This window comes from Candidatus Zixiibacteriota bacterium (assembly GCA_035380245.1).
Lineage (GTDB): Bacteria > Zixibacteria > MSB-5A5 > GN15 > FEB-12 > DAOSXA01.
In genome coordinates this window covers 511,455-537,160 of record DAOSXA010000003.1, presented here as the reverse complement: position 1 = coordinate 537,160, position 25,706 = coordinate 511,455, and the positions used below count along the sequence as shown (strand labels likewise).

General features: G+C 52.8%; 18 protein-coding genes. 15 read left to right on the top strand and 3 right to left on the bottom strand.

Annotated elements, in window-relative coordinates; translation table 11 throughout:
• Positions 1 to 44: 44 nt before the first annotated feature.
• From PLF13_12565 to PLF13_12505, 13 genes are all read left to right on the top strand, one after another.
• On the top strand, positions 45 to 1,844 hold the full coding sequence (locus tag PLF13_12565) for an NADH-ubiquinone oxidoreductase-F iron-sulfur binding region domain-containing protein (GenBank protein HOP08113.1): 1,800 nt from the start codon (positions 45 to 47) through the stop codon (positions 1,842 to 1,844).
• Positions 1,845 to 1,854: 10 nt separating this feature from the next.
• Complete coding sequence (locus PLF13_12560) at positions 1,855 to 2,631, top strand: 2Fe-2S iron-sulfur cluster-binding protein (protein ID HOP08112.1); 777 nt, start codon at positions 1,855 to 1,857, stop codon at positions 2,629 to 2,631.
• A complete protein-coding gene (locus PLF13_12555; protein ID HOP08111.1) occupies positions 2,628 to 3,065 on the top strand; it encodes a 4Fe-4S dicluster domain-containing protein in 438 nt (145 codons plus the stop codon). The genes PLF13_12560 and PLF13_12555 overlap by 4 nt, the downstream gene beginning before the upstream one ends.
• A 287-nt stretch (positions 3,066 to 3,352) precedes the next feature.
• Positions 3,353 to 3,691: an STAS domain-containing protein gene (locus PLF13_12550; protein ID HOP08110.1), complete on the top strand. Its 339-nt coding sequence runs from the start codon at positions 3,353 to 3,355 to the stop codon at positions 3,689 to 3,691.
• An 81-nt stretch (positions 3,692 to 3,772) separates the two neighbouring features.
• Positions 3,773 to 4,195, top strand: coding sequence for an ATP-binding protein (locus PLF13_12545; GenBank protein HOP08109.1), 423 nt, complete (start codon positions 3,773 to 3,775; stop codon positions 4,193 to 4,195).
• A 26-nt stretch (positions 4,196 to 4,221) separates the two neighbouring features.
• Positions 4,222 to 6,477 carry a SpoIIE family protein phosphatase gene (locus PLF13_12540; GenBank protein HOP08108.1) on the top strand — a complete coding sequence of 752 codons (2,256 nt, stop codon included), beginning with the start codon at positions 4,222 to 4,224 and terminating at the stop codon, positions 6,475 to 6,477.
• Positions 6,470 to 7,045, top strand: coding sequence for an NUDIX domain-containing protein (locus PLF13_12535; protein HOP08107.1), 576 nt, complete (start codon positions 6,470 to 6,472; stop codon positions 7,043 to 7,045). The genes PLF13_12540 and PLF13_12535 overlap by 8 nt, the downstream gene beginning before the upstream one ends.
• Positions 7,042 to 8,484, top strand: a complete 1,443-nt coding sequence (locus PLF13_12530; protein ID HOP08106.1) for an ATP-binding protein — start codon at positions 7,042 to 7,044, stop codon at positions 8,482 to 8,484. The genes PLF13_12535 and PLF13_12530 overlap by 4 nt, the downstream gene beginning before the upstream one ends.
• On the top strand, positions 8,477 to 9,820 hold the full coding sequence (locus PLF13_12525; GenBank protein ID HOP08105.1) for a sigma-54 dependent transcriptional regulator: 1,344 nt from the start codon (positions 8,477 to 8,479) through the stop codon (positions 9,818 to 9,820). The genes PLF13_12530 and PLF13_12525 overlap by 8 nt, the downstream gene beginning before the upstream one ends.
• Before the next feature lie 130 nt (positions 9,821 to 9,950).
• Positions 9,951 to 11,738 carry a BamA/TamA family outer membrane protein gene (locus PLF13_12520; GenBank protein HOP08104.1) on the top strand — a complete coding sequence of 596 codons (1,788 nt, stop codon included), beginning with the start codon at positions 9,951 to 9,953 and terminating at the stop codon, positions 11,736 to 11,738.
• A 14-nt stretch (positions 11,739 to 11,752) separates the two neighbouring features.
• The gene (locus PLF13_12515) at positions 11,753 to 12,403 is read left to right on the top strand and encodes a DUF4390 domain-containing protein (protein HOP08103.1); all 651 of its coding nucleotides are present in this window, start codon (positions 11,753 to 11,755) and stop codon (positions 12,401 to 12,403) included.
• A gap of 106 nt (positions 12,404 to 12,509) precedes the next feature.
• A complete protein-coding gene (locus PLF13_12510; protein HOP08102.1) occupies positions 12,510 to 14,318 on the top strand; it encodes an ATP-binding protein in 1,809 nt (602 codons plus the stop codon).
• A 9-nt stretch (positions 14,319 to 14,327) separates the two neighbouring features.
• Positions 14,328 to 17,309: a tetratricopeptide repeat protein gene (locus PLF13_12505; GenBank protein HOP08101.1), complete on the top strand. Its 2,982-nt coding sequence runs from the start codon at positions 14,328 to 14,330 to the stop codon at positions 17,307 to 17,309.
• A 394-nt stretch (positions 17,310 to 17,703) separates the two neighbouring features.
• Here PLF13_12505 and PLF13_12500 read toward each other — a convergent pair whose 3' ends face one another.
• Together PLF13_12500 and PLF13_12495 are read right to left on the bottom strand one after the other, a co-directional pair.
• Entirely contained in the window at positions 17,704 to 20,013 is a 2,310-nt protein-coding gene (locus tag PLF13_12500; protein ID HOP08100.1) for an efflux RND transporter periplasmic adaptor subunit, read from the bottom strand.
• Between the two features lie 66 nt (positions 20,014 to 20,079).
• Positions 20,080 to 21,831, bottom strand: coding sequence for a chloride channel protein (locus tag PLF13_12495; GenBank protein HOP08099.1), 1,752 nt, complete (start codon positions 21,829 to 21,831; stop codon positions 20,080 to 20,082).
• Between the two features lie 170 nt (positions 21,832 to 22,001).
• On the opposite strand from PLF13_12495, the gene PLF13_12490 reads away from it, so the two are divergent.
• A complete protein-coding gene (locus PLF13_12490) occupies positions 22,002 to 23,150 on the top strand; it encodes an FAD-binding oxidoreductase (protein ID HOP08098.1) in 1,149 nt (382 codons plus the stop codon).
• Positions 23,151 to 23,203: 53 nt separating this feature from the next.
• Here the strand turns inward: PLF13_12490 and PLF13_12485 are convergent, their stop codons facing one another.
• Positions 23,204 to 23,980, bottom strand: a complete 777-nt coding sequence (locus tag PLF13_12485) for a hypothetical protein (protein HOP08097.1) — start codon at positions 23,978 to 23,980, stop codon at positions 23,204 to 23,206.
• Positions 23,981 to 24,260: 280 nt separating this feature from the next.
• Between PLF13_12485 and purF the strand changes: the two genes are divergently transcribed.
• On the top strand, positions 24,261 to 25,676 hold the full coding sequence (gene purF, locus PLF13_12480) for an amidophosphoribosyltransferase (GenBank protein ID HOP08096.1): 1,416 nt from the start codon (positions 24,261 to 24,263) through the stop codon (positions 25,674 to 25,676).
• Positions 25,677 to 25,706 lie beyond the last annotated feature (30 nt).

The following is a 25,706-nucleotide window of genomic DNA, read 5'->3' as shown; positions in this document are numbered from 1 at the left end:
CCATTAGTCAGCTTAAGGATCTCCGGAAGACAAATCTGGAGAGGATGAACAAGCACCCTCGAACGGTGCTGATATGCTGCGGTCCGGGATGTCTGGCCAACGGCGCTAAGAAGATCAGCGACGAATTCCATAAGGTCATCAAGGATAAAAAGATCAAGGGATTCTCGGTCGAGGCTCTCAAGGAAACCGGTTGTCATGGTTTCTGCGAGCAGGGACCGTTGGTTATTATCGAACCGGACGGCGTGTTCTACACGAAAGTGAAAGTCAGGGATGTCGAGGAGATCATAGAAACCTCGATTAAAAAGAAAGAGATTGTCGAGCGGTTGCTCTATACCAATGCCGCCGACGGCAAGACCTACACCGACTACAAAGAAATCCCGTTCTACAAACTGCAGAACCGGATCGCCCTGCGGAACATCGGCAAGATTCGCCAGTGCGACATCGACGAGTACATCGCCATCGGCGGTTACGAAGCGATGGCGAAGGCGCTTTCGAAGATGAAACCGCAGGAAGTGATCGACGAGGTTATCGCCTCCGGTCTGCGTGGTCGCGGCGGCGGCGGTTTCCCGACCGGACGCAAGTGGGCTACTTGCGCGAAGATCGACGATGAACCCCGTTACGTGATCTGCAACGGCGACGAGGGCGACCCCGGCGCGTTCATGGATCGCGCCATTATGGAAGGCGATCCGCATTCGGTGATCGAAGGGATGATTATCGCCGCCTGGGCGGTCGGCTCCCACAACGGGTACATTTACGTCCGCGAGGAGTATCCCCTGGCGGTTGTCAACCTGCAGAAAGCTATCGAACAAGCGCAGGCCCTGGGACTGCTGGGAGAAAACATTCTTGGAACCGGCTTCGATTTCGACATCCATGTCAGTCGCGGCGGCGGTGCTTTCGTTTGCGGCGAGTCTTCGGCTCTCATGCTGTCGGTGGCGGGTGAGGTCGGCGAACCGCGAGCCAAATATATCCGTTCGGTTCAAAAGGGTTTGTTCGACAAACCGACCGTGCTGAACAATGTCGAGAGCTATGCCAACGTCCCGGTGATCATCGCCAAAGGCGGCAAGTGGTTCTCCTCGATCGGTACGGCCAAATCTACCGGAACCAAGGCTTTCTCACTCGTCGGCAAGGTGCGCAACACCGGGTTGATCGAAGTGCCGATGGGCACCACCCTGAAACAGATCATCTACGATATCGGTGGTGGTGTAATCAAAGACCGGCCGTTCAAAGCGGTCCAGACCGGCGGCCCCTCGGGCGGTTGTTTGCCGGAAGAGAAACTCGATTTGTCGGTCGATTTCGACACCCTGACTCAGGCTGGTTCGATGATGGGCTCCGGCGGAATGATCGTGATGGACGACCGCACCTGCGTGGTCGATGTCGCGAAATACTTCCTCCAATTCCTCATCGATGAATCCTGCGGTAAGTGTGTCCCCTGCCGCGAAGGTTTGTACCAGTTGCACGCCCTGGCGGTAGCGGTGAGCGAAGGCCGCGCGACCGAGGAAGATCTCGACAAAATGGAGAAACTCTCGGAAAATATCGTGATCGGTTCGCTTTGCGGACTGGGGAAATCCGGCCCGAATCCGTTCCTGTCGACAATTCGTTATTTCCGCGATGAATACCTGGCGCACATCCGCGACAAGCGGTGTCCGGCCGGTGTTTGTCGGGCGCTTATTACCTATAAAATCGATCCGGAGATCTGTAACGGCTGCATGGCCTGTATTTCTGCCTGCGCCCATGAAGCGATCACCGGTAAGAAAAAGGAACCTCATTTCATCAATCAGGACAAGTGTGACAAATGCGGCGCCTGCTACGCCGTCTGTCAGCACAATGCCATCGAGGTTGTTTAGGAGATACTGAATGGTAAGTCTGACTATAAACGGAAGAGTGGTCCAGGCCGAAGAAGGTGAGATGCTTCTGGCGGTAATTCGCCGCATGGGGATAGACATCCCCGCCCTTTGCCATCATGAGGCGGTCGAACCGTTCGGAGCCTGCAGGCTTTGCACGGTCGAGATCACCAAAGAGTCCTGGAACGGTTGGAAGAACTACGTTACTTCCTGCCTGTACCCGGTCGAGCAGGACCTCATTGTCCATACGCATTCGGCTAAAGTGATCGAGCTGCGTAAAACCTTGATCGATCTGCTGCTGGCTCGATGCCCCGGCTCGCCGGAAATTAGAGAAATGGCCGCTCAGTACGGCGTCAATGAAACCAGCTACGAACCGGTGGTCAACGGCGACAATTGCATTCTCTGTGGTTTGTGCACCAGAATCTGTTCGCGGTTGGGGTTCAACGCCATTTCTACCGTCGGTCGCGGCCATACCAAAGAAGTCGCCCCACCGATGAAGGAAGCCCCCCCGGATTGTGTCGGGTGCCTTAGCTGTGCGCTCAACTGCCCGACTCATGTGATTAAATTCACCGACGTCAACGGCAAACGGACCATCTGGGGCAAAACGTTCGAGCTGCTCACCTGCAAAGAGTGCGGCGCAACCACGATAACACGTGAGTTTGCCGAGGCTCTGAGCGAGCGTCGCGGCATACCGATGGAATACTTCGAGAAGTGCGATGCCTGTCACCGCAAGGAGCTTTCCTTGACGATGGGAGCGGTGGTCGGCTGGGCACGGGAGGAGCAGTCATGAAATCTCGCCTGGTAGTAGTACCGGACCTGTGCACCGGCTGCCGCACCTGTGAAATGGCCTGTGCCTTCGCTCATTCGATCAACGGTAAACCCGGCCGCAGCCGTATCTATCCCCTGCCGGCAGGCAAACCGGACCTGTTTACACCGGTTGTTTGTCTGCATTGTGACGATCCGGCCTGCGTTAAGAGTTGCCTGGTCGAAGCCCTCACTCTCAACGAGGAGACCGGGGCCATCGAGTTGAATCAGGAGAAATGCGTCAAGTGCGGCGCTTGCGTAGCGGCTTGTCCGTTCGGCGCTTCGCTTCACGATACACAGCACGACATGATCGTAAAATGCGACCTTTGCGGCGGCGATCCGGTCTGTGCTCATTTCTGCCCGACTAAAGCACTCAGCTTCCGGCCGATTAAAGCTCGTAAGCATAAGACGGCCGTCTAATAACGAACGTCTTTGAGAATACACGGTAAAGAGGCGATCATCCTGGTCGCCTCTTTTTTTAGCTATTGCCACAAGGCAAGTAGCTATCAATCAAGTAATTACAAGGGGCGGACGGTCAAAAACCTTGACTTGTTGGAGGCGAATGGCTACTTAGTAGTTTGGTTTGGAATATCTCCGCCGTTGGCGTCGGTTTCGTTCCGACGGCAGCGACGGAACAAGTGTTGAAACAACAACGTAATAGAACTGTCCTTTATATATAACGCCCATGTGGCGGAGGAATCGGATTCATGAAACTTACAGCTCGCGAAGAAGGCAGTGTGGTCATCCTCGAGCCGAAAGGTAAGATAATGGGTGGTCCGGACGCCAGCCTGCTTCATGATAAACTCTATGAGTGTATCCAGGGAGATAAGAAAAAAGTCGTCATCGATCTTGCCGGTGTTGAGTGGATGAATTCAACCGGCCTGGGAATTTTGATCCAGGGTTTCACGACACTGCGCAACAGCGATGGTCAACTCAAACTAGCCCGTGTGACCGAAAAAATCCGTTCGCTGCTCAAAATAACGAAGCTGGCGTCGGTTTTCGAGGCTTATGAAACGGTCGACGAGGCGGTTCAATCGTTCCAATAACAGCGGATGATTATTCATTGAGATCATGAAGGCAGGTTGGCTGCGAGCAGCCTGCCGCTTTTGTTAGGAGACGCACATATAATGCAGAAACCCAAGATCGTGGGAAACACGATTGTCATCCCTTCCGACCACCAGTTTCTCAGCGATGTCGATATGTTCGTAGAGGGCCTGTTGCGCGGCTGGAACGCTGATGAATCCTTCATTGCCGATGTCGCCATATCAGTTTCCGAGCTGGTCAACAACGCCATCACTCACGGGAATAAGCTCTCGGTGGATCTTTCGGTAACGGTTAAAGTCGTTAAATCGGGTGATGAAGTCTCGATCGAAGTGAGCGACCAGGGCCGCGGATTCAACCCGGACGGCATCGCTAATCCGATCAGTGATGAGAACCTGCTTAAGGATGTCGGTCGCGGGATATTCATTGTTCGCTCCCTGATGGATAAGGTCGATGTTAATCCTTCTTCCAGGGGAACGCGAGTCACCATTACCAAGAAATTGAGTTGAACGTTATTCTATAGCAGCCACGAACCATGAGTTTCGAGCTTGCAAAAACAATCTGCTACCTTCTGACGGGCGGATTCCTTGTCTTCCTGGCGGTTACGATTACTCGTGACAATTTCGCCAACCGGTTGAATCGCGCCACGGGAGCTATGTTGTTCTTTGCGGGACTCGGGCCGATTTTCATGGGTTTGGCGGCGATCAGTCATCAATCTCTCTCTGGCAATCTCGAAGGTTCTACTCTTTTCGGTCTGCGCCATCTCTGGGAGTTGTTTTTCCCGAGCCTGCTTTATTTTGTCTGGCTCTTCCCGGCCGATGTTACTTCCGGCAGCCGGATATCGCGACTGCGCTGGCTGGTATTCCTTCCGCAGATCATGCACGTTGTCATCGTGCTGTTTTTCGCGGATATCGTGAGTGGTCTTGATGTCTTCTCCGGAGGACCGGAGCGAACCGGCCTGACGGCGCTAATCGTCACTCCCCTGGCCAGATTCTTCTCATGGTTGCGACTTTTGATCGGAGCCCTTCACGGATACGAAGAAATCGTGTTCGGAGCGATCAACCTCCTCTATGTCTTCATAGCGATCTTTTTCCTCGAAACCAGCGCTCGCCGCGTAACCAATCCGCGTCTGCAAACTCAGACCAGGTGGGTCCAATGGGGAATCCGAGGCTCGATGCTGGTGTTCGTTGTAGTGCAGATCGCCGCGTTTTTCCCCCGGGGCGGTCTTTCGCAGGGGCTATCTTCAAGCCTGTTGATAGCCGGCATGCTGTTCGGTGCGGCGATGCTCGTCGTTGCCACGATCCGTCACCAGTTCCTCGACGTGCAAATGGTCTTCAAACAAAGTTTTGTAACGACCATTACCTCCGCGGCGCTGGTGGGTTTGTATGTCCTGGCCGTGGTACGCGCCGAACGAATCCTGACGCCCATGTTCGGCGACCAGGCCGAAATGGTCAGTTACGGTTTTATTATCCTGATCCTGTTGTTTTTCCAGCCGATCAACAACTGGATCGACAACGGCGTCAAGGCGATGTTCATGCGCGTGCGAACGGACCATCGCAACGTCATCGAACGATTTTCACGACAGGTAATTTCTAGTTTCGATCCGAAGCAGTTGAGAAAGGTAATTGAGGAAACGCTTAAAACGGCGCTTCTGGTGGATCAGGTTTATTTCGATTTGTACGACGATGAGATCAAGGAATACACCATTCTGCCGAGCGACCGTTATCCGAGAAGGATTGTCACCGACCGTGAGGACCTGATGTTGCGCGGCATCAATCTGCTCGAAGCACCCACTTATTATCATTCGTTGTCCGAGTACCGCGCAGGCTCCGAACTCGCAGCCATTCTGGAGAGTCGCGGGGTACGTATGATTCTGCCGCTGAAAGATGCCGACCACATGCTGGGATTCGTCGCCCTGACCGGTAAAGCCGCCGGGTACCGATATTCCTCGGAGGATTTCAATCTCCTCGGGGTGCTTTCCAATCAAATGGTTTCCGCCCTGACCAACGCCCGGCTCTACGTTGAATCTCTCGAACGTTTGCGTCTCCAGGAAGAGATCAACATGGCCCGGCAGATCCAGGTCGACCTGCTCCCGTCGGAACCGCCTCGTACGCCCTGCTCGGAAATCAGCGCCACCTCTACCCCGTCACGTACGGTTGGAGGAGACTTTTATGATTTCATTAAGAAATCCGATCATGAAGTAGGGATCGTAATCGCCGACGCCTCGGGCAAGGGCATGCCGGCGGCGTTGATGATCGCCCAGACCCAGGCGATGATTCGCAGTGAAGTGCGCAACGGCACCCCGATCGCAACTATGCTTAGAAATATCAATCAGCAAATGGCGGAGAATACGTCCGCCGAAAAATATGTGACTCTGTTCTACGGTGAACTGGACACCGATAACTTGACATTACGGTATTGCAATGCCGGACATAATTACCCGATTCTGGCTCGATCCGACGGGAACGTAGAACATCTGTCAACGGGTGGTCCGATTATCGGGGCATTTCCGTTCATGGATTATGAGTCGGCCTCGGTGCAATTGAACCGGGACGATCTGTTGTTCCTGTTCACGGACGGTTTGTCGGAGGCTATGGATGACAACGGGAAAGAATACGGTGAGGACCGCGTCTGCAATATGGTAACGGAAAACCGCCGCGTGAATCCAGGCGATCTTATTCAGACGATTCTGGCCGATGTCCACAAACACGATCCGAGTTCACCACCGCGCGACGATACTACCCTGGTAGCGCTGAAGATAATCGAAAGGCAGCAACAGACTAATGAGTGAGCAACATTCTGATTTCGATCCCGAACGACTAAACGACCTGAAAGACAATCACATGGGTTATCGCTGGTGCCCACGCTGTCGTACCGAGATGGTGGAGCGCGAGTTGGACGGCAACCGTCGCATGGCCTGCCCGAATAAAGACTGTGGATTCGTTTATTATCAGAATCCGATCCCGGCAGCGGGCGCGATTATCGTCGAAAACAACCGTGTCCTGCTGGTAAAACGAGCCCATCCCCCGCACATCGGCTGGTGGTGTCTGCCCGCCGGTTATATGGAATGGTCCGAATCGCCGCGTGAGTGCACCGTCCGGGAATTGAAGGAAGAAACCTCGCTGGACGTGAAACTGACGGAGTTATTCGATGTATACTCCGGCGATGACGACCCCCGTACCAATGCCGTCTTGATCCTGTTTCTGGCCGACATTGCCGGCGGCACCGCCAAGGCGGGCGACGATGCGATGGAGGTGCGATTCTTCCCGTTCGATGCCCTGCCGGATAAAATCGCCTTTGAGGCTCACATTCAGGCCCTGGCCGATTATCGGACCAGGTATCTAAACGAATCGCAATGAAATCGGCATTCGGCTCAAGACTGTTTCGGCTCTTTCTGCTCTTCTCGATAATTCCCTCCGTTCTGATAGCGTTGTTGGGCTATTATATCGCCTCCGAAACCACCGATCTCCTCAGCAGCGATAAATCCGGTGAACATCGGCAGGTACGCTTGCTGCATCAGCGACTTAACATGGTGCTTGAAAACGTTATTCTGGAAGCCGGCGACCATGCTGTGAATTTACCCTTGGCCGCTGACTTCTTGTACATTGAGAGTACGACCACCACACAACCGGGAACGCTGTACAGTCTCGTTGCCAATGATGATCTGAGTTCATTCTGCAAGGGTCATGCCCGAGACAATGAGGTCGGCTTGTTGCGACTGGATACGCTGACGATCCAATATGTAGCACGCACCTTGGGAGAGAAGCGTTATTTAGCCGGTTTCTTACATTCGGCTGATTACATGCAAAAATTGCAGGAGTCAGAGCATGGATCGGTAAACCAGTCCGGAGAAATCAAATCGTATTACACGCTGTTCATCGGACTTCTGCTTCTTGCCGTGCTGGCGATCACCAGCCTGCTGGCCTGGTTTTTCTCGCGACGCATGGCGGGCGGTCTTGCTCGTCCCATCGCCGAACTGGACATCGCAGCAGGACGAATCACCAACGGGCAGTTTGGAGAACAGTTATCCGTCGACGCCGAAGGCGAACTGGCTACTTTAGTAGAGAGTTTCAATCGAATGTCAGCCCGCCTGCAGGAGACCACACAGAGACTGGCTCAGACAGAACGCGTCGCCGCCTGGCGCACCGTAGCTCGACGTTTCGCACATGAGTTGAAAAATCCGTTACAACCGATCCTGATTTCGCTCCATCGGATCCAGAAACTCAGTGCGGAATCGGATTTGAACGCTCAACTCAGCGAACCGTTAAGAGCGGCATCGGAAGAAGTGAGTCATTTGCAACAACTGGCGGACCGGTTCAGTCAGTTGGCCAAAATGCCCGATCCCAAACCGACCGCTTGCAACTTGAACCAACTGGTTACCTCGATGGCGGAGTTGTATCGCGACCAGATGACCGATCGTGATTTTCGTGTCACCTGTACCGCGTCTTCTTTGCCGGTGAATCTGGATGAAACCTATTTTCGCGAGGTCATTCACAATCTGCTGAGAAATGCGCTTGATGCCACCGGTATAAGCGACCTTATCGAGATATCTGCCGCAGACAAGGGTGACACCATCCATTTGTGCGTCCGTGACAGCGGTCGGGGAATGAACCCGGAAACCGTCGAATCGGCGCGATTGCCGTATTTCAGCACCAAACAACAAGGCCACGGTCTGGGACTGGCCATCGTTGAAAAGATCGTGACCGATGCGGGCGGAACTTTGACAATCCAATCAGAGCCTGACCTCGGCACACAAATCACGATCAGCCTTCCTCGGGCAGGAGTAGAAAATGACTGAGAAAATTCTCATCGTCGACGACGAACCCAACATTGTCTCATCGTTCGCTTCCCTGCTCCAGGATGAAGGTTATGTCTGCATTCCTGCGAACGACTCCGAAGAAGCCCTGCGAGCTATGGAACGATCCGCAATCGATCTGATCCTGCTCGATTTGAATCTTCCCGGTCGCTCCGGCATAGCCCTGCTCGAAGAATTACAAAAGAAACAACACTCCCCCCGCGTACTGGTGGTTTCGGGACAATCGGAGATATCGGTGGCGCTTGAAGCGGTCCGACTCGGAGCGGTGGATTATCTCGAAAAGCCGGTCGCACCGGATCGACTGGTTGCTTCGGTTCGGGCGGCGATGATGCTGGTGCGAGTCGACCGCCAGCGATCGGTGATGGCGGACGAGGTGGACCGGGAGTCGCCGATGATCGGCCGGTCGCGCCTGATGGAGCGCCTCAACCGACAGATTGCACAGGCGGCTCCGAGCGATGCCACCGTCCTGATCACCGGGGCCAACGGCACCGGCAAGGAACTGGTGGCGACACGCCTTCATTTGGCTTCGCCTCGACGCAATAAACCGTTGATCAAGGTCAACTGTCCGGGCATCCCGGAAACACTGTTCGAATCGGAGTTGTTCGGCCATATCAAGGGATCATTCACAGGAGCGGTCAAAGACTATCCCGGCAAGTTCGCCCTGGCGGATGAAGGAACGATTTTTCTCGACGAGATTGGCGATCTGCCTCTTCCCTGTCAGGCCAAACTTCTGCGGGTTTTAGAAACCGGTGAGATCGAGACTATCGGCGCGGTCGAAAAACGGGTGGTCGATATTCGCGTGCTTTGCGCTACTAATCGCAACCTTCCCGAACTCGTTCAAGAGCGATTGTTTCGCGAGGACCTGTTTTATCGTATAAGCGTCCTTTCGGTCGAAGTCCCGTTGCTTCGAGATCGACCCGATGATATCCCTCTTCTGGTCGGAGAATTTTTGCGAAAACTGGCACCTGACGGTCAGACCGCCCTGAGCGCCGAGGCTATTTCCTTCCTGACCACTCTCGACTGGCCGGGCAACGTACGCCAGTTACGGAACCTGATCGAACGCCTTGCGATTGTTTATCCGGGACGAGCGATCGGATTGAACGAGCTTCGTGAACAACTAGGCGCAGGAAGCAGCCGAAATGCCGACTCCGATGAAATCGGTTTAAATGCGAGTATGGCTCGGTTCGAACGCAGTCTTATCGCCGAAACGCTTGCGAAATGCGACGGCAACATCGCTGAAGCTGCTCGCCGCCTTAAAATCGACCGGGCTAACCTTTCGCGTAAAATTCGTGACTATGCCATAAAGGCGGAACAGTGAACAGATTTTGTTACCAACCATGTTAAATTGCCACGGTCGGGCTTGTTCGCATCGGTAAATTCAACGTATTTCCAACGTTGACTTGTTGGCATGCGATTTGTTGTATAGCTATAGAAAAACGGAGGCAGCAATGCTAAATAGATTCGATATGAAATATCTGCTGACAACAATTCTCATGGTTACGGTTCTGACGGTCGGTTCTTCTTCAGGAGCTGACGACGGAGATTATAAAACCTACGAACCGCGAACCACCTTTGACACCTTATTCACGATTTCGTTTCTCAAAAACGATGTAACGATCGCTTTTTCCGACGATCAGGGAACCGGCCATCGGGTCAACTTCGAACGCAACGATCTTAATATCGAAACAAACCGGGTTTCAATAAAGGACCAGGTGTTGTTCAGTGACGCCGGACTGACTATCGACGGCGTTACCCGATCACTGGATGATATTCATGATATTCATATACGATATGAAAACGATACCTGCTACATTACCGCTCTTTCACGCTCGGCATCATCGACTCGATTGTCCCAATTGCGACGTGGAAACAGAATCGAATTCGAGCGGGCAGTAATTATTGACGAAGAGGAATTCGTCCGGGGTGCCGTATTCAGCATAATTGGCGATGTCGAGGTTTACGGTGAAGTAAACAAGGATGTCGTATCCTTGTTCGGCGATATCTATGTCGGTCCCGAGGCCGTGGTCCGCGGCGATATGGTTGCGGTAACGGGGCAGATCGATGTCGCGCCCGATGCCACCGTATATGGAGAGTCTTATACCGCTCACAAGCGGCGGCGTTCTTATCGAAGCCATTTGGCCACTCATTACGACCGGTTCTCAACACAGGTTAATATGGGATATAACCGGGTCGACGGCTTCTCCGCCTGGTGGGGTCAGAAATACCATGATGATGATATCTCCATTCCGACCTTCTGGGGTAAAGTCGGCTACGCTTTCGCCTCCGAACGCTGGCGTTTCGATCTGGGTATCGAACAGGACCTGTGGCGTAAAATCGACCTCAAAATCGGGGCTCGGTATTATCGCGATCTGGCAGCAGATGATGACTGGGTGATCGGACCGGATGAGAACTCGATAACCTCAATCCTGGCTCGCAAGGACTACAAGGACTGGTGGGAGGCCGAAGGCTCTCAAGTATCCCTGGGCTTTGCTCCATTTAAGGCACTGACGATCACCGCCAGTTACAATAATGTAAAATCGCGCTGGCTGGATGCCCACCACAACCTCTGGGCGTTGTTCGGCGGGGATCCGTTCCAGGAGAATTTCGCCATGGTCGACTCGGCCACCCGAGCGGCGGGGATTGAAACCCTGGATGGCTCTATTGACGGTTTCGTGGCCGTCAACCTGCAACTGGACACACGCAATGAGCGACACATGTTCGAACGCTCCGGCTGGAATATCCAGGCTCGTATGGAATACTCCCATCCCGATCTGGATTCCGACTTCGACTATAAGCGTTATTGGCTGTCGGTAGCCCGCTACCAGCGCCTGGACCGCCACAAGATGCTCCTTTTAAGGGGAGTAACCGGCGACAGCGATGGTGAAGTACCGATGCACAAGCTTTACTATCTGGGTGGTCTCGGAACTCTTCGGGGATACGATCAGAAGGAATTTGTCGGCGATATGTTCATGATGGCAAATGCCGAATTACGTCAGAGCTTCCCGCGAACCGATCTGGCTGTATCGCTTCACTACGATGCCGGGGTGGTGGATGTCGACAACACCGACCCAGCCTTAATGCCTGAGGATGAACAAGTTTATTTTGAGGAACTCAAGCAATCGGTTGGCGTATCTGTCTATCTTGGCAGCGACCTCAGAGTAACGGCGGCAAAACGCCTCGATCGCAGCACCGACAACGACCCGGAGTTATACGTACGCTTTAGCCATAAATTCTAAGCTGTTAATACACAATGGGTCACCGTGCCGGCATATTTTTCAGCCGGGTTCTTTCCGGTCTGTTGCTTTGGTTCTTGATAGCAACCTCGACCGATGCCGAAGAATCCGGTAGTCTTGATTTTGACCTGTACCGAACCGACTCGAATCTGGTGATCTGGATTGATTTCTCCAGCTTGCTGACTTCGCGCCGGGTTGAAGGACTCAGGGAAGGAGTAGATTTACAGGTCGATTACAACGTGCGGCTGGTTCAACCCCGCCGATTGTGGGGGGAGCGAGCGGTAGTTGAGGAATCCGGTTCGTTCGAGCTAAACTATCGCCTGATCACCGACCGGTTCGAGTGGAATCCCTCGGATTCAGCTGATTCACTCTTGCATTCGTTTTCATCGCTAGCCAAACTGCACCGTTTTCTGGCCGATTCAATCCTCATATCAATAGCCTTAAACGATCGGATTAACAACCACAACCGCTACTGCCTGACTCTCAACGCAGCTTGTATTTCAATGACTACCTTTAACTTACCAGAATCAAGCGATCCCGCCTCAAGCGGCTCATCACCGCTCCGTTTCTTGTTTGCATCATTCCTTGAGCTGACCGGCTACGGTCGTAGCGACTTCTCAACCCGCTCAGAACCTTTCAAGATTTCCGATCTTCCAACAAAAGAATAAGCCGGACAAAGTCTTAAGACAATTCTTCAGCGATTTCCGGTTAACTGTTTCTCCCTGTCGGCCGATAAAGAAACAAGATATTACTCAGGAGGAAGTACGGACTTCAATGAGCAAGACTAAAGACTCCAATGCTACCGGACGAATCGTGACCGAACAGTTAGGCGCGACGCCGGACCCTGATGCCAACCAGGCCGCCGATATTTTCGCCGATCTGGAAGCAACACTGGAAGAAGTCGCCGAGGCGAATCCACGCATCGAATTGAGCGACGGTGAATCCTCGAAAGCGGTCGAGGATTTACGAGCACTTCTGGAAGCCTCACTGGCGGTGAACTCTTCACTGGTCGCCGATGACGTCCTTCGTATCGTCATGCAAAAGGCGATCGAACTGATGCAGGCCGAACGCGGACTGATCATGCTGCTCGACGAAGAAGGTGAGCTGAAAGTTCGCATGCGGCATAATCTGGCCAAGGAAGATATCTCCAGCGAAGGATTCCGGATCAGCAGTTCCATCGCCTCGCAGGTTGTCACCAGCGGAAAATCAGTGTACACTTCGGACGCCCTCGCCGATGACCGTTATTCCACTCAGGCATCGGTGCTGGAACTTCATCTGCGTTCGATCATGTGCGTTCCAATCAAGGTCAAGCAACAGATTATCGGCGTGATTTACGTCGACAATTCCAGCCAGACCAAGGTATTCCTGAAATCCGACCTGTATCAGTTCGAATTGTATGCCCAATTGGTAGCCAATGCCCTGTACAACGCCGAGCTCTATAATACCCTCCTGAGCATGAAGCAGTACAATGAGTCGGTTATCAAATTATCACCGGTTGGAATCGTGGTTGTCGACTCCGACGGCCGAATCGCTACCATGAATCCGGTGGCCCTGGAAATTTTCGATATCAACCGCGAGGACATCCGCAGCATGACCGACGCTGAAACCGCCTCGCTGTTTCTGGATATTATCCCCGACGAGGAGCGTCTGCGTTGGCGCAATATCATCGATAATGTCCTCCAGACTCAGCAGGATTTATCGGATTCGCGCTTTTTCTACAACACCAATTACGTAGAGAAGGTCCTCTCCCTCAAGCTGCACCCGATTTCATCGCTGCCTAACGGCCGCGACGGCATCATTCTGGCTCTCGAAGACATCACTGAGAAAGTGGTCATGGAGAAATATCTCATCCTCTCCGAGAAGCTGGCCGCCAAGGGAGAAATGGCTGCCTCCATCGCCCATGAGTTGAATAACCATCTGGCCCTGGCTTCCACCAACGCTGAGTTGCTTTCGCTGAATATCGACCGGGACAACCACGACAAAGCCAAGTTTAACGCCAAGATGATCGTCGACAATATCTTCAAGATCAAACGTTTCGTCGACAATCTGATGGACTTTGCCAAACCGGAGCCGGAATACATAAGTTATGACATCAAACACCTGGTCGAGGACCTCCTGTTCTCGCTCCGGGTGCAGCCGCGTTTCAAGCGGTCTCATTTCACCATTGACCTCGGACACGATCTCCCCAATGTCGAGATGGATGTCGGACAGGTTCAGCAGGTGCTTTTGAACCTGCTTAACAATGCCGCCGATGCCATTGAAGAGCGGGCGATTAAAGAGGAAGAGTCCGGCATGGAATTCAAACGCGAAATCGGCTTGAAAGCTTTTTATCGCGCTGAAGATGAGAAGGTGGTGGTGGAAGTAACCGACAACGGCGTCGGTATGGCCAAAGAAACCCTGGACCGGATCTTCACCCTGCACTTCACGACCAAAAAGGGCGGGCATGGACTCGGTCTGGCCAATTGCCGCAAGATCATCGAGAACCATCACGGTACTATCGAGGCAGAATCGACCCACGGCCTGGGAACATGCTTCCGGGTCATTCTTCCCCGCTTCCAGCCCAAACATTCCAAGCAGACCTAAGGCCGGCCTATGAATATGGCCGGTTTTCGGGTCATCGCTCCGTTAGGCAAGGGAGGTACCGCCGAGGTAGTGCGCGTTTCCTGCCCGGGGCGAAAGCACGAAGCTGCGCTAAAAACGCCTCTACCTGATGCCACTCCTGAAGAAGTAGATTTCGGGCGTCTCGCCGCTCGTGAAAATTACCTTATCGGCGGTCTCAGATTTCCGGGGATCGTTCGCCTGCTTGATTACAGCGAAAATCCTCCCTGGCTCCTTTTAGAGCTCTGCGAGGGCCCCAGCCTCGATCAAATCGGCCGTCTCGACAACACGACTCTGGCGCTAAACATCATTTCAGCCATTGCCGTCGATCTGGAATTTCTCCGGGCACGCTCTCTCATACATGGCGATCTGAAAGTCCATAATGTATTCCTGCCCGAGGATTGGCAGGAAATCGCCGACGGCCGCCTGCACTATATTAAGCTGTCCGATTTCTCCTTAGGACGCCTGGAAACGGAACCGGAGTCGGCCCGCGCCGGAGCCGGAACCGTCGGTTATATGGCTCCAGAAATAATCTCAGGCAAAGGTTCCAGTCACGCTTCGGACTTATTCGCCCTCGGTGTTATTGCCTATCGGCTACTCACCGGTAAGCATCCTTTCTGGAGTGAGTCCGACAGTGATCCGGTGCGTATTAACGGTCGTATAATTGAAGCGGACTACCCGCGACTTGAGGTCGTTAAGCCCGAGCTATCCGGCCCGATATGCACTCTGGTCACATCCCTTCTATCGGTGAATCCCTCGGATCGCCCGGATTCCGCCTGGAACGTTTGTTGCCGTCTGCGTGATTGCGGCGCTACCTATCCATTCGAACAAGTGCTTCGTCCCAAATGGTTGGTCGATCCCTGGGGAGAATTCGACAGCATTTGTGAGAGTCGATTCATTCTCACCTCTCGGCAACGTGTTCATCTCAATAAAATCACCGACCACAACGGCCTCTGTCTGCGACAATTGGCTGAAGTTAATTACAGCCGCCGGACTCTGGTTTACAACGACACTAAATTCCAGTTCTCAGCCGAGGCTTACTGGACCAGCCGACATCGACGGAATCAACTTCAAAGCTTCGCTGAAGCCGACCTGACCGAGAAACGACATTTGATCATCAAGGCCGTCATGGGCCAGGCGGACCGAGTGTCTCCTTCTCAAACGGAAAATCCGGTTGAAGTGGAAAATTATCCGGCCGGTTTGCCGGATCTGTTACTCACGATGCTTCGACCGGCAACCGTTCAAAGGATCTCGCAAAAGCTCGCTCCCGAGGCTGAACACGACTCTCGATACGATCAGGCTACCCGGCTGTACCACCAGGCCGGCAATCTTGAAGCCGCCGAACGTTGCGCTTCTCAGGCGGCAGCTTTGCTTGAAAAAGACCATCGGGCAGACGAGGCGATCTTCCTGTTGAAACGAGTGATTGGTTATGCCCGGACCATCGGTGATCCGTTCTCGGCTCGTAAATTACTGCTGACTGAAGGTGATTTACAAAAGGGGGTTGGTCGCACGACCGCCGCCCAAAACGCCTATAACACGCTGATTGAATTGTACCGGAACCGTCCGGTGGACAAACTGCTGGCAATAGTCTACAAGTCATTGGGTGATTTATTTAAGCTGAAGCAGGACTCGAAGGGTGCGCTTCAGGCTCTCAACGAGGCTCTCAAAATCTACCGTGAGTTGGACGACGAATTAGAGATTTCACATACTTACAACAATCTTGGCAATGCCTATTGGGTGGCTGGTGACTTGAGCGAAGCCCGCCGTTATTATCTCATGGCATTGACTATACAGCGTCGCCTCGGCGCTGACGCCGACGCGGCTTCTTCCTTGAGCAATGTCGGCTCCGTGCACGGCATTACCGGACGATATCGCAAATCCGTGCGACTGCTTGAGATATCACTGAGAATGAAGCGAGAAATTGGCGACCAGGGTGAAATCGCCAGAACGTTGAACAACTTAGGCTACGTCTACCACCTCATGGGGCGTAATGCGGAAGCGGTCGAAAGTCTCGATGAATCGCTGGAATTCAACCGGCGTATCGGTTCAAAAAAGGAAACCCTGTTCAATTTAGAAAATCTGTCTCATCTGTCGGTCACGGCCGGGCAGTTGCAGCGCTCATTGGGATATCTTGAGGAAGGTCTGGCCCTAGGCCGGGAGCTTGAGGATATTCCTCACGTTGCCTCGTTCCATTGCATGCGCGGTACGGTCCTGAAACGTCTTGGCCGGTTCGGTGAAGCTCAGATCGATCTGAATCAAACCGCTGACATGCTGGAAGAGATCGACGACAAGCTTCTCGAAACGATTCACTGGCATGCTTGCGCCGGTCTTCAGCAGTTCATTGGTAATTATGATGAGGCCCTGACCCTGGCAAAGAAATCGGCAGCTCAGGCCGAAGACCAGCAGGACAATCCCAACCTGTTGAATGCCTTGATACTCATATCAAAACTGACCGATGACGACAGTGTGATTAACCGTGGTCTGGAACTAGCCCAAGAACTCAATATGGAGCGGGAGAGAATTCTGATCGAAGCTAACCGCTTAAGCCACTTGTTACCGTCCTCGCCCGATGAAACTCTGTCGCAATTCCAACAAACCATCCAGCCTCACCTCGAAAAAATGCACGAGGATGTCGAGCAAGCAGGACTCCTGGCTCTGGCCGGTCGGATCTACAGCACCAATGGTCTGATAAAAGAGGCCCGGGACCTGGCGCTGCGAGCCGAGTCGGCTGCCAATCGGTGTGGATTGGTGCCGGAACTAGTTGACATTCTGGCGCTTCAGGCTCAAGTAGCGCTCAGCCTCGGTGAATACGAAGAGTCGTTTGCTGCGGCTAAAAAGGGACTGAACGCGGCCAAACAAGTCGCTTTATCGCTGAGCGATGTATCCCGGAGAACATGCTATCAATCACGACCGGAAATAAAGCTGTTGGTGGATCAAATCAACGGACTTAAAACTAAAATTGCCCAAAAAAGATAGGCAGGTATTTAGAAAATACCTGCCTTCTGATGTAACTACGCAGTCGTCACCAGAATCACTGGCCGCCCAATGAGATTCCCATGGGCGCTACGCGAGCCTCAAGAACTTCAACAGTCAGTTCATAGGTCATGGTTAATTCCTCCTGTTTCAGCCATAGGTTGTTTAGAAACGTACGAACCAAGATTCCGTTAAAGGAAGGAAACCTGGGCTCAATTCTAAAAGTAGAGCCAAACTCACAATATGTCAAGGTCAAATGTGGATTATAGTTACACGGATACTGTTAAATTGTAACATCACCACCACTTACGACGCGATAATTTTATCACCCACTCCCACTACACCACACCACATTACAATCACATCTTAAAGTAATGGTTTAGATAAAACGGCGATCTTACCACCAGGACCAGAACTCGACGCGGACAAATGAAGTAATTTTCCTGAGAATTAGTCTGAAAAGAGAGCTGTCTTTTATCTCGATCTTCGCATACCCGCTCATTCCCGGTTTGAGGCGTCCCTCGGGATTATTAACCAAAACACCTACCTGATATACCGAGTGATCACCTATCGAAACCGCTGTAACCGGAATATGAACCACCTGCCCGACAAATACCGTATCGACATAAGTCCGAACCTTAAGCTTAACCCTCTGCCCCGGCTCAACCAGACCAAGATCGAAATCCGAAACCGGTACCAGCAGTTCTATCCGAGAGGCATCGGTAATCTGCAGGATCGACTCTCCTTCACGCGGAAGGCTCACCACTCCCCGGATCTCCGTCGTAACCGACTGGGCCGCTTCCTGTGAATACAGAAAATCAAGGTCGGCACGTTGACGCTGAATTTGCGATCTGATTACCGCCTCTTCCTCGGGTTTGGGCGGCGACTTGAGTAATTCCAGCTTAGCCTGCCGGTTCTTCAGCGTAGCCCGGGCGATATCGACACTGGAGCGAGCCGTTTCCAACTGCGCTGCCGTCGTGAGATTCTTGGCGCTCAGGGTTTCGATTCGCTGCAGATCGCGTTGGAGTTGCATAAGGTTGGCCTCGGCGGCTTCAACATCGGTCTTCGCTTCAGCCACTTCCTCGGCTTTGGGGGGGGATCGCAGCAGGGCCAGTTCGAACTCAAGTTGCTCCAGCTCCGCCAGTCCGGCAGATATATCGCTGGTGACCTGATTTGACAGCAGCACTGCCACCGTATCTCCGTTCGCCACCATCTGGCCGTCCGCCACCACCGGTTTAAGGTTCAAGGTAGCCATTTCGGTGGTGGTCATTTGAACGTATGACGATTGCGTACTCGGTTCCGCCCCGCCCTTCTGGAGCCGCTTCTCAAGAAGTCCTAAGTTATTGACAAGAAGACTGAACTGTGCTGCCGGACGAACCGCCACTTCGCCGGTGACTCGTTGGGTGAACGGCACCCAAAACAATATCACTATCAGTGCGATCAGGATGATTAACTGAATGATCAGTCTAAGCGGTTTTTTAGCGATTTCTTTCATCTGGACAATGTGCTTTATCAGTCCCTTGAAAAAGCCTGTGATACTGCCGTGAATAATAAACAAGATCAGCACCGCTAACAACAACAATCCGGTCGGCCCCATGGAGTCATAAAGAAAACGACCGATAACACGAAGCACCCAGAAAAGGAGAAAGAACGTATATAGCCCGGAAAAAACCGCGTATATCCCGAATATCCGCCGTTCTCTCCCGGTTGCAGGATATTTTGGCTCGGACCAGCCCAGAACTACCCGTCGGAACCAGTTGGAAACATAACCGAATGCCTTGGAGCGAAGATTGGGAATATCCAGCCAGTCCGACAGCAGGTAATAACCGTCCAGCTTGATCAGCGGATTGAAATTAAACAGCAATGTCACGAAACAGATAATCGCCACGATGCGGGCAATATCGTTGATCAATATCCCCGGGACGGTAACTCGCCAGACCAGCACCGCAACCGCCATCAGGAGTATTTGAAAATAGGGACCGGCAAAAGTCACCGCCAGTCGATGCCGCTTGTTCTTGAACAGCCAGGCATCCGAGAGATCACAATAAAAACAGGGCTGAAAATACATCAACAGAAAGCCCATTTCGGTTACCTCTCCCCCGTAGTAACGACAGACCACCGCATGGGCAAACTCGTGAAGCGTTATCAGAATGAAGAACGAAATGACAATCGCAATCACCGAACCGAGGTTGAATACCGAATAAAGATTTACGGCAAAGGTGTTGACATTGGCCGCCAGTACCGACAGCCCTACGACCAGCAAAATCAATTGCAGCAGCCACCCCGTCATCGAGTGCCAGGGGCGATACCAGGGCAGTAATCGATCCAGTAAACGCTTGGGATTGATCGCCCGCAGTCGCACATAAAGCAGACGTGACCACAGCGAACGGTGCTCTTCAGCTATATAGCTGGTACGCGAGACCGCTTGCTCGGCTCGACAGTTTTCCAGAAAAAAGAGTTTCTCCAGCGCTTGCACGAACTGCCTTACATTTTCAGCGCTGAGGTTAAAACCGTATTTCTCCTTGAAGCGGGCGGCAATCTCATCGTACGAGGTCACCCCGTCCAACTGATGGATCAGCCAATGCTCCGGTTCGCGTAAACGGAAAAAGGTCCCACGGATGGGATCCTTGACCGTATAGACCGTGGCCCCATCCACCTCCATCGGTGATGAGATCAGGTCGCGGCGCAATCTGGCATAATCCGGCATGAGATTAATTTACCCGCTCTACCGTTCTATATCAAGCTTGAGATTGGATAATAGATTCGGACTGGATTATTGACGCAGAGTATCTATCAACTGGCGGTTGTAGTAAGCCAGCATATCTTCACGGCGCAGGACACCGATTACCGTATTCTGCTCGCCGTTTTCCACTACCGGGATCAGCTTGAGGTCCTGCAAGCCAAACAGGTTGTAGGCTTTCTCGAGATCATCGTCGGCACAGAGAGTTATCGGCCGCGGTCGAACAAGATCCTGGGCTATTACGAGAAAATCAAGTTCGTGATGAGTCAACATCGATCGGATATCCTGGAACGAGAGAACGCCGCGGAGCAATCCTTTCGAATCGGTTACGATGAAATACGATTCCTTGGAATGTTCAATAGCGTGGAAGATAGTCGCCAGCGGTGTCGCCGCCGGCACCGACTGGAAATCTCTATCCATGATCTCCGAGACCTTATGCGAGCGCAGCACGTTGATATCTTTACCACCGCGGATGTCGATCCCGCGTTTGGCCAGCTTGACCGTATAGATTGAATACTCGAACAGCTTGCCTGCCACCAGCCCGGCAAAGACGACGGTTACCATCAGAGGCAGAATAATGCGATAGTCGGAGGTCATCTCAAAAATGATCAGGAGGGCCGTAATCGGAGCATGGGTAGCAGCAGCCACCATGCCCGCCATCCCGACCAATGCATAAGCTCCCGGAGTCGCTGTCGTATTGGGGAAGAAATAATTGACGACCACACCAAAAACGCCGCCAGCCACGGCCCCCATGAACAGCGACGGAGCAAAAATACCACCCGAGTTACCCGAGCCCAAAGTCAGTGAGGTTGCCAACAACTTCAGGAATACAAGAATTATCATCAGGGTGATACCGATCTGACCGTAAAGCGTCAGCTTGATCGTTTCATATCCGTCAGCCAGAATTTGAGGATAGAATATGGCGATAGTACCCAGCAGAATACCGCCCAGAGCCGGCTTAAAGACATTGGGTATTTTCATCCCGTCGAAGACATCTTCGAACCAGTCGAGCACTCGGGTGAAAGCGGTCCCGAGCCCTCCCAGCAGGATGCCCATTCCGGCATACAGGGGGACTTCCCAAACCGACACGAGTGAGTACTCGGGGACATCAAATGCCGGGTGATTTCCCAGCACTGAACGTGTGACGACCGAAGCGATAACGGATGAAATAATAACCGGGGAGAAAGTCTTAATAGCGAAATCACCGAGGATGATTTCCAATGAAAAAATGACGCCGGCGATAGGAGCGTTAAAGACCGCCGAAATGCCGGCTGCCGCTCCGCAGCCAACGAGAATTTTGACACGGTCGCCGGACATACGGAAAAGCTGTCCGATCGACGATCCGACCGCCGAACCGATCTGGACAATCGGTCCCTCGCGTCCGGCTGAACCACCGGAGCCGATACATATAGCTGAGGCTATGGTTTTGGCCACGGCCACCCTGGCGCGGATGATACCGCCCAGTCGGGCTACGGCGTTCATTACTTCGGGAACCCCGTGCCCCTTGGCTTCGGCGGCAAACTTAAAAACAATAGGACCGACGAGCAAGCCGCCGACCATTGGAATCAACGGCAACCAATACTTGTAACCGCCGGTGCCGACGGCATCGGTCAGAATCTGATCGGTCAGTCCGAAAAAGAGGTTGTTGAAGTACTCGATCAACCAGCGAAAACCAATCGCCCCGAGACCGGTTGCAAGCCCCACAACGGAAGCCATAAGGATAAGAACATGAGTTCCGGTGAACTTATACTTATTCTGAAGTTTGGCGATCGTACGACTAAACATTGCAGGGGCCAATCTATCTTTTTGATGGTCGCTCGACAAGGAAATAATAGCTGTTTCGTACCGGGAATCAATCCGAGAGCGGGCGTCCGGGCTTGACTTTCCAGCTTAATTTCAAGATACTTACCGGACTGTTGGCTTTGGTTGCTAACAGATTCTGTGAGGTTGGTTCAATGCGTAAACAAGCTGATGCCGTCATTATCGGCGGTGGAATAATAGGGGTCTCGGTGGCCTTCTATCTGGCCCGCGAGAAATACGGCAATGTAGTCCTCCTGGAGAAAGAAACGCTTCTTGGTACCGGCTCCACCTGTAAGGCTGCCGGAGGAATCAGAGCGCAGTTCTCCGACAAGACCAATATACGGATGTCGATGCTCTCCGCTGAGATATTCACTCGTTTCAAAGATGAAACCGGACATGATGCTTTATTCGATCAGGTCGGGTACATGTTCCTCCTCGAAGAAGAGGACGCTATCAAACGATTCACGGCCGATTATGAACTTCAGAAATCGCTGGGCTTGAATGTCTCCCTGCTCAAACCGGAAGATATCAAGCAAATCGCCCCGCAGGTTTCACTCGAGGGGATTCAACTGGCCACGTTCTGCCCGGATGACGGACTGGGGGACCCGGCCGAATTTCTGACCGGTTACGAAAAAGCGGCCCGCGAGCATGGCGCTGAAATCGCCATCGAGACCGAGGCGACCGGAATCGTGGTCGAGTCGGGTAAAGTCACGGGCGTAAAGACCAACCAGGGTGATATTTCTACACCTTTGGTCATAGACTGTGCCGGTCCTTTATCGAAGTACGTGGGGAAACTGGCCGGTGTCGAAGTTCGGGTCGAACCGATCCGTCGTCAGATCGTTACCACCGGTCCGCTCTCGTTCATCCGTCCCGATTTTCCGATGGTCGTAGACGTAAAATCCGGTCTCTATTGTCATAAGGAATCGAAGGGCATGCTGCTCGGTTGGGCCGATCCGGCCGTGCAACCGTCGACCGATATTTCAGTCGATCCCGATTACACCGACATCATCCTCGAAAAAGCCCTCGACCGTATTCCACAACTCGAAGAGGCTGAGATTGCCAATCAATGGGCCGGGCTCTATGAAGTCACTCCCGATCACCGCAGTATCATAGGATACAATACGGAGCTGGAAGGGATGTTCCACGCGACCGGCTTTTCCGGTCATGGTTTCATGCATGCCCCGGCAGCCGGCTTGGTCACCTCACAGATTTTAACCGGGAAGAAGCCCCAGGTCGATATTGAAAGCCTCTCCCCCAAACGGTTCACGACCGGTGAGATAATGACCGAGACTAATGTGATTTAATCGGCTCGAATAAAACTTGGTATGAAAAAAGCCGGGACCATAAGGTTCCGGCTTTATTTATCCTGGTCGGACGGCCGTTCGCGTTTCGGTAATCGTTGCATGACGATACCGTCCCCGTAATTGATCGAATCCACTTTCTTGATCTGCGACAACCCCCAGGTTACATCGCTGATCTTCTCGGCCGATTTCTCGATCGTCTTGAGTTTCTGCACCAGTTCATCGTCAAGATCGCTGCGACGATCGAGCAATAATCGGACATGCCCCATAATAGCCATCACGATTCCGTTGATTTCATGATTGGCCGTAACCGCCACCTCGCGAATGCCCTCGAGCTTGTATTTTTCGTAGCTTTCTTCAGAGGCCTTCTTAAGCTCAGGGACATCACCGGCGGCGTACGATAATGCTAACAACGCCGCAAGAGCCTCAAGAAAACCATCCTCGGCAATAAGCGTCCGCTTCCCTTCCTGGAGTCCGATAACGGCCCCGAAAGTCCGTCCGCCGTGCGTGAGAGGCAGCGTAAAGGAATGATACGGCGTTTCTCCGCCGAACGACATGTAAGCTGAAAGTAACTGTCGTTTCTTACGCAGATCGGAGAGCAGTTCCGATTCGAGCTTTTCCAGAGTTTCTCGGGAAGCTTGATTGACGGCATGGTTGACCGAAATCACCGGCTCCATCTTGTCGTCGAACAAGAACAAAGCAGCGGCATTGAGACCGACTAGACGGGCTGCCTGACCGAGAGCTATTCTGGCCACTGAGGCCATATCTTCGGCCTGGGCGCCGCCAAGCGCCAGTTCTCGCAGTATTTCGAATCGGTCCTGGTTCTTATCCATAGCTGTCTGAAAAAAAGTATTTACAACTTATCTGAGCAAATCAAGTGCCCTGGTCCTGGATTCGTTTCACCGTGCAGTAAAATCATGAAAGACCCTGTAATATAGGCATTTTCGGCCGTTGAGGCAGCATAATTGTGGCGTATTTCTGAGCAGATTTGATTGCAAAACGCAAGTCCTTGCAGTACGCAAGAGAACTGGATGCAGCTTGTTACACAAATGTTTGACAAGCTCGACCGAAAAACATAGATTGTTGGTTTTTCACATATGGAGGTGCGGCAACGTGCTGGACGAGATGATACATGACAACTGCGGGGTATTTGGGATATACGGACATTCCCGGGCATCCAAGCTGACATATTTCGGACTCTACGCCCTTCAACATCGGGGACAGGAATCAGCCGGAATCGTGACTTCGGACAACGGGACAATTCACCTGCACAAGGGTATGGGCGAAGTCTCGGAAGTGTTTTCGGGCGAAGCCACATTCGATAAACTCAGCGGCAACGTTGCCATCGGACACACCCGCTACTCCACGACCGGGGCCTCGTCACTGATAAACATCCAGCCGTTTCTGATAACCAACCGGTCACGCTGCCTGGCGATTGCCCACAACGGCAATCTCACCAACTCGGCCGATCTTAGAAGTCAGTTGGACGCCCAGGGAGCGATTTTCCAAACCACCTCCGACACCGAGGTCATCCTTCATCTCACCACTCATTCCCGCAAGAAAACCAGAGTGGAACGCATTTGCGATGCCCTCAAACAGGTGCGCGGTTCCTATTCGCTGGTTTTCCTGACAGAGAATTCAGTCATTGCGGCCCGCGATCCATACGGCTTCCGTCCTCTCGCCCTGGGCAAGTATCGTAGCTCCTGGGTGGTTGCCTCGGAAACTTGTGCTTTCGATATCATCGGCGCCAAATACGTGCGGGATGTCGAACCGGGCGAGATCCTGGAGATATCGGACAAGGGACTGAAATCGTATTACCCGCACGGGAATCACACCAAACACGCTTTTTGCATTTTTGAGTATATCTACTTCTCCCGACCGGACTCCAAGGTTTTTGGCGAAAACGTCGATAAGATCCGCCGCCGTCTGGGACGCCAGTTGGCGCGGGAGCATCCGGTCGAAGCCGATATCGTCATCGGTATCCCCGACTCCGCCAATACCGCGACCCTGGGTTTCGCCGAGGAATCCGGAATTAAATTCGAGATCGGCCTTATCCGCAACCACTACGTCGGTCGCTCCTTTATCGATCCCCATCAGGCGATTCGAGACCTGGACGTCAAGGTCAAATTCAATCCGGTTAAGGGCGTCCTTAACGGTCGCCGCGTGGTGGTGGTCGATGACTCGATCGTGCGCGGAACAACCTCCAAGAAAATGGTCAAGATGATTCGTGAAGCCGGCGCCAAAGAGGTTCATTTCCGCGTTTCATCACCGCCGATTATCGCCCCCTGCTACTACGGCATCGATATGCCGACGAAAGAAGAACTGATCGCTTCACGACAGTCGGTCGAGGAAATCGAAAAGTACCTCGGAGCGGACTCGTTGCGATATCTGTCGCTTGAGGGAATGCTGTCGATGTCTTCGTTACCGGACACGACTTTCTGTTCCAGTTGCTTCTCCGGTGATTATCCGGTTAAGCCGTCGGAAATAAACGGAAAGCACTGCCACGAGCATAAGTTGCAAAAGGTTTAATTCGACCTCTCCAAGCTTGATCCGGCCCTT